General features: G+C 57.1%; 10 protein-coding genes and 1 tRNA gene. 5 read left to right on the forward strand and 6 right to left on the reverse strand.

Going from position 1 to position 8,370, the window contains the following annotated elements; translation table 11 throughout:
* Window positions 1-406: 406 nt before the first annotated feature.
* Window positions 407-676 (forward strand): short-chain dehydrogenase, encoded by a 270-nt coding sequence (locus GHO03_RS22655; protein WP_095001336.1) that lies wholly within the window; start codon window positions 407-409, stop codon window positions 674-676.
* Between the two features lie 530 nt (window positions 677-1,206).
* On the opposite strand, the gene GHO03_RS22660 is transcribed toward GHO03_RS22655, so the two are convergent.
* Window positions 1,207-1,998: a 1-acyl-sn-glycerol-3-phosphate acyltransferase gene (locus GHO03_RS22660; protein ID WP_095026058.1), complete on the reverse strand. Its 792-nt coding sequence runs from the start codon at window positions 1,996-1,998 to the stop codon at window positions 1,207-1,209.
* Window positions 1,998-2,753 carry an L-ornithine N(alpha)-acyltransferase gene (olsB, locus tag GHO03_RS22665; RefSeq protein ID WP_095001338.1) on the reverse strand — a complete coding sequence of 252 codons (756 nt, stop codon included), beginning with the start codon at window positions 2,751-2,753 and terminating at the stop codon, window positions 1,998-2,000. Before olsB ends, GHO03_RS22660 begins: the two co-directional genes overlap by 1 nt.
* Before the next feature lie 237 nt (window positions 2,754-2,990).
* Between olsB and GHO03_RS22670 the strand changes: the two genes are divergently transcribed.
* The 3 genes from GHO03_RS22670 (at window position 2,991) to GHO03_RS22680 (ending at window position 5,478) form a co-directional block, all read left to right on the forward strand.
* Window positions 2,991-3,581: a YceI family protein gene (locus GHO03_RS22670; protein ID WP_095001339.1), complete on the forward strand. Its 591-nt coding sequence runs from the start codon at window positions 2,991-2,993 to the stop codon at window positions 3,579-3,581.
* 1 nt (window position 3,582) lies between these two features.
* Entirely contained in the window at window positions 3,583-4,740 is a 1,158-nt protein-coding gene (locus tag GHO03_RS22675) for a phosphatidylserine/phosphatidylglycerophosphate/cardiolipin synthase family protein (protein ID WP_095001340.1), read from the forward strand.
* Window positions 4,741-4,842: 102 nt separating this feature from the next.
* A complete protein-coding gene (locus GHO03_RS22680) occupies window positions 4,843-5,478 on the forward strand; it encodes a LysE family translocator (RefSeq protein WP_095001341.1) in 636 nt (211 codons plus the stop codon).
* A 137-nt stretch (window positions 5,479-5,615) separates the two neighbouring features.
* Here GHO03_RS22680 and GHO03_RS22685 read toward each other — a convergent pair.
* The 4 genes from GHO03_RS22685 to GHO03_RS22700 form a co-directional block, all read right to left on the reverse strand.
* A tRNA-Gly gene (locus GHO03_RS22685) sits at window positions 5,616-5,689 on the reverse strand.
* A gap of 106 nt (window positions 5,690-5,795) precedes the next feature.
* Window positions 5,796-6,650 carry an alpha/beta fold hydrolase gene (locus tag GHO03_RS22690; protein ID WP_169916950.1) on the reverse strand — a complete coding sequence of 285 codons (855 nt, stop codon included), beginning with the start codon at window positions 6,648-6,650 and terminating at the stop codon, window positions 5,796-5,798.
* A gap of 87 nt (window positions 6,651-6,737) precedes the next feature.
* A complete protein-coding gene (locus GHO03_RS22695; RefSeq protein ID WP_153400563.1) occupies window positions 6,738-7,448 on the reverse strand; it encodes a pseudouridine synthase in 711 nt (236 codons plus the stop codon).
* Between the two features lie 33 nt (window positions 7,449-7,481).
* Complete coding sequence (locus GHO03_RS22700; protein ID WP_095019719.1) at window positions 7,482-7,703, reverse strand: cysteine-rich CWC family protein; 222 nt, start codon at window positions 7,701-7,703, stop codon at window positions 7,482-7,484.
* A gap of 277 nt (window positions 7,704-7,980) precedes the next feature.
* Between GHO03_RS22700 and GHO03_RS25940 the strand changes: the two genes are divergently transcribed.
* On the forward strand, window positions 7,981-8,310 hold the full coding sequence (locus GHO03_RS25940) for a DUF3757 domain-containing protein (RefSeq protein WP_372241785.1): 330 nt from the start codon (window positions 7,981-7,983) through the stop codon (window positions 8,308-8,310).
* Window positions 8,311-8,370 lie beyond the last annotated feature (60 nt).

The raw sequence follows: 8,370 nt of genomic DNA on the forward strand, positions 1-8,370 counted from the left end.
TTGTGGGAGCGAGCCTGCTCGCGAACGACCTTCGCGAGCAGGCTCGCTCCCACAGTTGCAGTGTTCCTCGGCAGCGGCTACAGAAACTACAAGCTCACGTTTTTTCGGGATTTTTCTCACAGGTTTGCCAATTGCTGGGGCGAGGGGACGACGCTTATAGTCGGTGTTCGCCGATAAGGCGGCCGGGTTTGGCGACCTGCTTAACATTTAGTTAGCATGCGATTGTTCTATATGGCAGAGCGTGTATTTTGCTCGCGTTGCTCTATGGCAGCTGTGCGTGGGAGATCTTCGGGTCTGCCGGGTTTTCCTAAATGTTACCGGTTCGCCAACCCGCGTACAGCAGCCACCTGCTTTTGTTTGGCGACGAAAACGGTCGGCTCAAATTCGACATTTAGGAGTTTGATTAATGACCGACTCATCGTTTGTCCCGCTTACCGCCATCGATTGCACCATCCCTGCTTTATTGATCGACCGCAACGCGCCCCTCGACGTACTTCATGCCAACGCCGCCGCTCGCGTACTGGCCGTCACCCAACTGATGGAATCGTTTTCCAGTCGGGAAGTGCAAGAGGCTGACTCTGTAGATCTTAAGCATATGGCTACTGTTTCGGCGCAATTGCTGCGTGATGGGTGTGATTTGCTGGATGTGCTGGGCTGGCGGTTGAGGCCTGCTTGATAGCGTTTTTATAACTGATGCATTGAGTACATAACCGATATTCGCGTTAAAAATCGCAGCCTTGTTCCTTCGGCAGTGACGACAGGGGATTGCGCAGTAAATGTGAACCAAACAGGCCGGCCGGTCGGCCGCCTCGGCGTAGTGCTTTTGATCTGCCTGCCCTCCCGGGAGGCCGAGAGGAGGTTCTGAGGAGTGGGTCGACCGGCATGGATGCCGGGAGAGCCGCGATGGGCCATGGATGGCCCGTGGCGGCGTGCCCACGGAGCAGAGCCGGAGCGAGGGAACCTGAGCGTAGCGAAGGCCGTACGATGGGGCGAGGACTTTTTGGTTCCTTTTTGGTCCTTCAAAAAGGGACTCGCCGTAAGGGCGAAACCAATATTTCAGTTAGACGCAAATGCCGGATATGTACGCGGTGGGCCAGTTAATGTGCAATGTACCTTTACTGTTGCAACGCGACTTTATCGTTGCACCGTGTCGCCTGCATCGCGAGCAAGCCCGCTCCCACAACATCCCCTTACATGGCTCCCGGCTCAAATCATCGCCCCCACTCTCTCCGGCAGCGGATCTGTTTGCGTCACCGGTGCTGACACCACCCGCCGGATCGCTTCCTGCGCTCTGAACGCCAGCACGGCCCGCTCTTGTGCCTGGCTGGCAATGGGCTCCAGCAGATGAATCTCAACGTCGCTCTGCTCATGGCTAAACAGTCGCAGCAGATGTGAGAGCAAATCGTCATTGCCAATAAACGGCGCTATCGCATCGACCTCGCCATTGCGCAAATAGCGGATGGCTACAGGTTGCAGTGGTACCCGGCTGTCAATGGCCGCCGACAGCAACCGCCCATGAAAGGTACGCACCGAGCACCCATCCGTGGTGGTGCCTTCGGGAAACATCAGCAGGGGTAGCGGCTGTTGCAGGTGACGGGTCATTTGCTCACGAATCACCTGGCTGTCTCCCGCACCACGGCGGATAAACAAACTGCCTGCCTTGGCCGCCAACCACCCGGCCACCGGCCAGCCACGCACCTCGGCTTTGGACAGAAATGACAGCGGGGTCAGTTGCCCCAGCAATGCAATATCGGTCCAGGACACGTGATTGCTCACCCACAGCATCGGCGTTGCCGGGATTTCCCCGACCACGGTGACGCGAAAGGGCAGGGCGCTGCTCAGGCGTGTCATAAAAAACTGCGACCAGCGCTGGCGGCGATCCATTGTGCTGTTCAGGCCCAGGCGTTCAAGCAGCCCGAACATGCCCGCCATGCCCAGCCCCAGACTGACCACCCCGAGCACCCGTGCCACCCGGGCATACCGGCGCAAGCGGCGCATCACACGGCCGCCTTGAAGTGACGCGCATAGCGCGGGCACAGTTCATCACGCTTGAGCAGGATGAAGACGTCGGCCACCTGAAAGTCTTCATCCCAGCAGGGCTCGCCGCAAATCCTCGCGCCCAGGCGCATATAGGCCTTGAGCAGCGGCGGCATTTCCGTGATGACGTTGCTGGGCACTTCCTGCGCCGGCAGCGGATTTTTCGGCTCGGCGCGTAGATGCTCCGTACACAAGTAACGCTCGCGCAGACGCTGCATGATCGCCCGGGCCTGAATGCCACCATCCTGCATCGGGATGCTGGCGCAGCCCATCAGGTAGCGATAATTGCCCTGGTTAAGGACTTCGGCCAGTTCACCCCACAGCACGGCGATGGTGCCACCATTGCGGTAGGCCGGGTCGACGCAGGTGCGCCCGATTTCAAGCAGCGGCCCCTGCAGGTTGGCCAACCCGTGAAGGTTGAACTCTTCTTCGCTGTAAAAATGGCCGATACGTTGTGCCGCGCTGTGATCCAGCAGGCGGGTGGTGGCAACCAACTGGCCGCTATTGAGATCGCGTACCCCGATATGTTCGCAATAAGCGTCATAGCCGTCCTCGTCCAGCCCGTGTTCGGCGCTTTTGAGTTTGGCCTTCAACTCGTCGCTGAACACACGAAAACGTAGGGTCTGAGCCTCGCGCAATGCCGCGGGGCCGAGCAAACGCTCAGCCTGCAAGCGACGTTCTGGAGCGGTGTCGCGGATACGGGCGATCTGGGACATTGCGAATCTCCGTGCAGGCACTGTGCCCGCTCTGGGTATCTGCCAATCGACTGAGGTGTGCAACTTCAGGCTAAGCAGGTGCAATGTCACCACTGTGACGTTTGGATGATGCTTGTGTGACAGGGGGGCGGGAGGAACTGTCGGTAGCGCCTGACGTCTCAAGAGGGTGAAATAAGTCCTGCCAAAACCGCTCGCCGGGTTTAATGTTCACCCACGTTTATTGGTTGATGAGTTTTTATGCTTAAAGCGCTGTTATCTTCTGCCTGTGCTTTGTTGCTGACCCTGGGTGTGAGCCTGTCTGCCCAGGCCAACTGGTACCTGGACGGTGAGTCGTCACGGCTGTCATTTATCACCACGCAAAATGCCAATATCGCCGATGTGCACCGCTTTCTGGTCCTGCATGGCAAGGTTGACCGCAAAGGCCTGGCGCAATTGCGTATTGAGATGGACTCGGTCAACAGCTCAGTGCCACTGCGTGATGAGCGCATGCGTGACGTGTTGTTTGATTTCAAGCACTTCCCGGAAGCGCAGATCAGCGCGCAGATCGACCTGCAACCGATCAATGACCTGGCCTCCGGTGCGCAACTGGAATTGCGCTTGCCGGTAACGGTCAGCTTGCGCGGCAAACAGCACACCTATCAAGCCGAGCTATTGGCCACCCGTCTGGATGAACGACGCTTTCAGGTCGTGACCCTGGAGCCGCTGATGCTGCAAGCCGAAGATTTTGGCCTGCAACCGGAGCTTGAAACCTTGCGCAAACTGGCCGGGCTTTCGGCCATCAGCTTTTCAGTACCGGTGAATGCGGTGCTGATTTTCACGGCCCGTTAAGATGGCCGGCGCAGTGTTTGGCTGGCGCAGTGACAATAGTTTTGAGTTGCTGATCGACGGGCCGCAGTTTTTCCCGCGCATGCTGGCCGTCATTGAACAGGCTCAGGAGCAGATCGATCTGGAGTTGTATCTGGTTGAGGCCGGTGACTGTGCCGAAACCATCGTCCAGGCCCTGGAACAGGCGGCCTGGCGCGAGGTGCGGGTGCGTTGCCTGTTTGACGCCTACGGAAGTCTGGGATTGGGCCCGGCGTTGCGCCGCAGGCTGATCGAAGCCGGGGTTGAGCTGCGGCATTACAACCCGCTGAGCTGGCGCCGTGGCCTCAACAATCTGTATCGCGATCATCGCAAGCTGTTGTTGGTGGATCAGCAATTGGCTGTGGTGGGTGGCACCGGCGTCACCGATGAGTTCTGGCGCCCCACTGAAAACAGCTGCGACTGGCATGAGGTGATGGTGCAGATGCAAGGTCCGCTGGTGCTGGACTGGCAGATGCTGTTTGATCGTCAGTGGCGGGCCAATATCAGCCGCAAGGCCTGGAAACCGGCGACCCACTTCGGCCTGGCGCGCTTGCCCGGTGTGCCCGACGAGGCTGAGGGTATGGGGCGCGTGGCCTACGCCGATGCCCATCAACATCGCGATATCCTGCAATCGCTGGTGCGCGCGATCAACAGCGCCAAGCAGCGCATCTGGCTGGCCACGCCTTACTTTCTGCCGACCTGGAGCGTGCGCCGTTCATTGCGCCGGGCAGCAGCGCGGGGTGTCGATGTGCGGTTGCTGCTCACCGGGCCGCGCACCGACCACCCTTCGGTGCGCTACGCCGGGCACCGTTATTACCCGCGGCTGCTCAAGTCCGGAGTGCAGATACTGGAATATCAGCCCTGTTTTCTGCATTTGAAAATGGTCCTGATCGACGATTGGGTCAGCGTTGGCTCATGCAATTTCGACCACTGGAACCTGCGTTTCAACCTTGAAGCCAACCTTGAGGCGCTGGATCCGGCGCTTACCCAGGCGGTGGCGGCCAGCTTTATCGCCGACTTCGCCCAAAGTCAGCCCGTCAGCCTGCAAGACTGGCAATCACGCCCCCTCTGGCGACGGGTGAAGCAGCGCATCTGGGGCTGGGTTGACCGGCTGGTGGTGAATATTTTGGGGCGGCGCCACTGAATTTCGCCCTGCACGCGGTTACTTAAGCGTTGATAACGTGCAAAATCGAGCCACTTCACGGCAGCGGACGAACGTGAGGCATGATTATCTGGAGCGTTTTGCATGACACCTTCGTTGTTATTGGCCGTTCTGGCCTCAGGCTTTATCTATGGGATCACGCCGGGCCCGGGCGTGCTGGCTGTTTTCGGCATTGGCGCTGCCCGTGGGCGACGTGCCGGCGCCGGTTTTCTGTGCGGGCATTTGCTCGGCGATGTGATCTGGTGCAGCACGGCGCTGATTGCCATCGTCGGCGCACGTGAATTTGGCAGCACTGCCTTCAACGTGCTGGGCTTGATCAGCGGCTTGTACCTTTTCTGGCTGGGCCTGCGTGCCGTTCGCGCCCAGGGCAGCAGCAGTGCTCAACAAGGCCCGGCGCGACAGCCGTTTGCCCACGGGATTTTCTTCGGATTGACCAACCCCAAAGCGTATCCGGTGGCAGTGGCGACGTTCACTGCGCTGTTGTCCAGCCGCGCAGAGTTACTGACCTGGGCCATGTTGCCCTGGTTGATTGCGTTGAGCTTTGTGGGTGGGGCGCTGGCCTACATGATTCTGGTGGGTGTTGTTGGCGCCGGCCATGTCAGGGCGCTCTATCAGCGCCATGAGTTACTGATTACCCGGCTGTGCGGGGTGATGTTTATCGGTTTTGCCATCAGTGCGCTGATGCATGCGCTGCCCGGATTGTTGCAAGCGATCGTTTGAAATAACGGGCAGGGGGGATGCAGTGTGGACAATGTCATCGGGGATGAAAAAGGGTGGGGTAGGGTTTGGATGGCAATGCAGTTGCAGGATTTTGCTGTGTAGCGAAGCTTTCAAGTGGATTGAAAGCCAGGAAGAAGTGGAGCGGGTGGCGGGAATCGAACCCGCGTGATCAGCTTGGGAAGCTGGAGTAATACCATTATACGACACCCGCTCAGAGCGGCTGACTTTGTACCAGAAGATGGCAGCGATGAGAAGTTTTATTCTTGAAATGTGTTGTTTTAGCAGCTTTTTCGTTCTGTTGATTGCCTCGGGCACCCTCACAACGACAGTGAGGGTGGGTGAGGTCGGGTTGGCTTTAAAAACTCGAGCAGGGCGTTTTTACTGCTGTGGCTGGCGCTCCTGTTTTCCATATCGAGAAAATGCCCGGTGTTTTCCAGGCTGATGAACCGGCTGTTGGCAATCGGCTGGGCAAAGTGCCGGGCGTCGCTGGCCACGGTGTATTCGTCCCATTGGCCATTGATAAACAGCACCGGTATATCGATACCCTGCGTGGCACTGAGAAAGCCTTGCTGATCGTTGTTCAGGACCTGGTCTATATGAAAGTGCATTTGCGCGTATTCATGCTCGGCCAGGCTGCTGACGTGCCTGAAGTTGAAACGCTTGAACAATGGCGGCAAATGCTTGCCCAGTGTGTCGTTGACCAGATTGCCCACCTGAGTGCGGTTGCAAGCTGCCAGGCAATGACGGCCACGCTCCAGGTAATCGCGCATGGCGTCGTTGATCAGCGGCGAAAACGAACTGATCACGGCCTTTTCGATGCGTCGCGGCGCACACGCCAGGGCGGTAAGTGCCGCTGTCCCGCCCCATGAAAATGACAGCAGGTAGTTCGCGTCAAAATGCTCTATCAGCTCCAGCAAAATTTGAGCTTCTATTTCCCTCGTCAGCATCTTCTGATGAGGGTTATGAGGCCTGGAGTTGCCCGCGTAGGGCTGGTCATAGAGAACAACGTTTAAATGCGGGTGGAGGTTTTTCAGGGTCTGGCCAAAGGACGCAGTGGTGGCCATCGAACCATTCACCAGGATGATGGTGTTTAGCGCCGTATCGCAGCGATAAAGCTCGGTGTGGATACGGTATTGGCCTTGAATGTCGAGCACGGCAATTTCGGGCTTCATCATGGCGTCAGACTCCAGTGAATCGAGCGTCGGTCTGACTGATGGTGCTCTGTGATTGTTACAGAAAGGGGTGGGCCTCGTTGCCGGCTAATTTGCTGGAGAGGGTTGGAATTGCACAACTTCCTGCTCGCTCAGCGCCCGGTACTCGCCGGGGGCCAGCAGGCTGTCGAGCACCAAGGGGCCGATGCTTTCGCGGTGCAGGCGCACGACCTTGTTGTTGAAGAAGCCAAACATGCGTTTGACCTGATGATAACGGCCCTCAACGATGCTCAGGCGGGCACTGCAAGGGCCAAGCAGTTCCAGCCCGGCGGGCTGCGTGGTCAGGTCTTCAAAAGCGAAATAGATTCCCTCACGAAATTTGCTGATATACGCGTCGGTAATTTCCTGCTCGGTCTCGACGTAATACACCTTGGGCATCTTGGTCTCGGGCTGAGTGACATGACGCGACCATTGGCCGTCATTGGTAATCAGCATCAACCCGCTGGTGTTGAAGTCCAGCCGACCTGCGATATGCAGGTCGTGTTTGTCCGGCTCATCCAGCAAGTCGATCACCGTAGGATGTTCCGCATCCTGGGTGGCGCTTACACATCCGGGTGGCTTGTGCAGCATGAAGTAACGCGCCGGTTTGCCTGCCTGCAAGATTTGCCCGTCGAACTCAACCTGGCTGAATGCCCGGATTTCGTGACGTGGATCGGAGATAACCTGCCCATCAACCTGGATGCGCTTCTCTATCAGGAGCAAGCGTACTTGCTGGCGGTTGAACTGGGGGCGGTTGCTCAGAAAACGGTCTAAACGCATAGCGATCAATCACAAGGAATTCATGCGCGTATCTTACGTGAGGCTCTGCGCCCGTGCAGGCGGCAATTGACTTGCAACGTTCGCGCAACGAGGGCACAGGCAGGCGAGGTCACGTAGCTCAAGTGGTAATGCCTGTATGACCTTGGGATCAATATTGACGGTATGGCACCAGCAGGATTGAGCCGCGATATCCGGGCTGGCCATGGAGCAGTCGTTTCGAGCGCCGCATGCTGGGCACAGGTCAGGGGTGGTCATTTCAGCATGTCCATGGAAATAGTTGATGGCTTGATAATAATCCTTACAAGGGTAGGAAAACGATCGTTATTTATAATCAGTGTGGAGGTTGGGTCTTTTTGATTAGGTGCTGAGGATAAAGAAGATCGCACGTATCCTCAGGAAATTCCCTACATAATAACCTGTTGTTAAATAATAATGTCCGTTTAGGATTGGGGGGGCGGCAAGTTGCTTGTCGTGAACAATTTTCAGTATTTGATTGGGGGCGTATATGAAATACGTGTACTTGTTGTGTGCGATGTTGTTTTATTCTTCGGTTTCTTTAGCCAGTGTGGTTGAAAGTTGTCCGCGTGCTGAAACCGTGACGCTCAGAAATGGTATCTATACGGCGCCAGCCAATGCTTCCGCAGCTGAATGGATCGCTGTGGCAAGCGCCCCGACAGCGTCACCGTTGCAAACATTCGAAGCCGCTGTTTTTTATCCAGCCAATAACGAGGCAGGGTCTACGGGGCGGATCGGGTACTGCGAGTACAGGGCGGCGGACAGGTCACTTCTGAACTTGCATTATAATAATCCGGATGCTTCCGGTGACGCCATGACTCTGGTGGAGGCTAGGCTCTGTACGTAAACCCAAGAAATACGATTTTCTGTAAAATACACCGCCATTAAAGCCAGGAGGCCAAGATGG

This window comes from Pseudomonas sp. FSL R10-1339 (genome assembly GCF_009600545.1).
In the GTDB taxonomy this organism is placed as follows: Bacteria; Pseudomonadota; Gammaproteobacteria; order Pseudomonadales; family Pseudomonadaceae; genus Aquipseudomonas; species Aquipseudomonas bubulae.

What these genes read in the sequence shown, in the direction of transcription:
- GHO03_RS22690 (WP_169916950.1), bottom strand. Translation starts at nt 6,650, where the DNA reads ATGAAGCCCGAAATTGCCGTGCTCGACATTCAAGGCCAATACCGTATC.
- GHO03_RS22695 (WP_153400563.1), bottom strand. Translation starts at nt 7,448, where the DNA reads ATGCGTTTAGACCGTTTTCTGAGCAACCGCCCCCAGTTCAACCGCCAG.
- olsB (WP_095001338.1), bottom strand. Translation starts at nt 2,753, where the DNA reads ATGTCCCAGATCGCCCGTATCCGCGACACCGCTCCAGAACGTCGCTTG.
- GHO03_RS22655 (WP_095001336.1), top strand. Translation starts at nt 407, where the DNA reads ATGACCGACTCATCGTTTGTCCCGCTTACCGCCATCGATTGCACCATC.
- GHO03_RS22670 (WP_095001339.1), top strand. Translation starts at nt 2,991, where the DNA reads ATGCTTAAAGCGCTGTTATCTTCTGCCTGTGCTTTGTTGCTGACCCTG.
- GHO03_RS25940 (WP_372241785.1), top strand. Translation starts at nt 7,981, where the DNA reads ATGTTGTTTTATTCTTCGGTTTCTTTAGCCAGTGTGGTTGAAAGTTGT.
- GHO03_RS22700 (WP_095019719.1), bottom strand. Translation starts at nt 7,703, where the DNA reads ATGACCACCCCTGACCTGTGCCCAGCATGCGGCGCTCGAAACGACTGC.
- GHO03_RS22675 (WP_095001340.1), top strand. Translation starts at nt 3,583, where the DNA reads ATGGCCGGCGCAGTGTTTGGCTGGCGCAGTGACAATAGTTTTGAGTTG.
- GHO03_RS22660 (WP_095026058.1), bottom strand. Translation starts at nt 1,998, where the DNA reads ATGCGCCGCTTGCGCCGGTATGCCCGGGTGGCACGGGTGCTCGGGGTG.
- GHO03_RS22680 (WP_095001341.1), top strand. Translation starts at nt 4,843, where the DNA reads ATGACACCTTCGTTGTTATTGGCCGTTCTGGCCTCAGGCTTTATCTAT.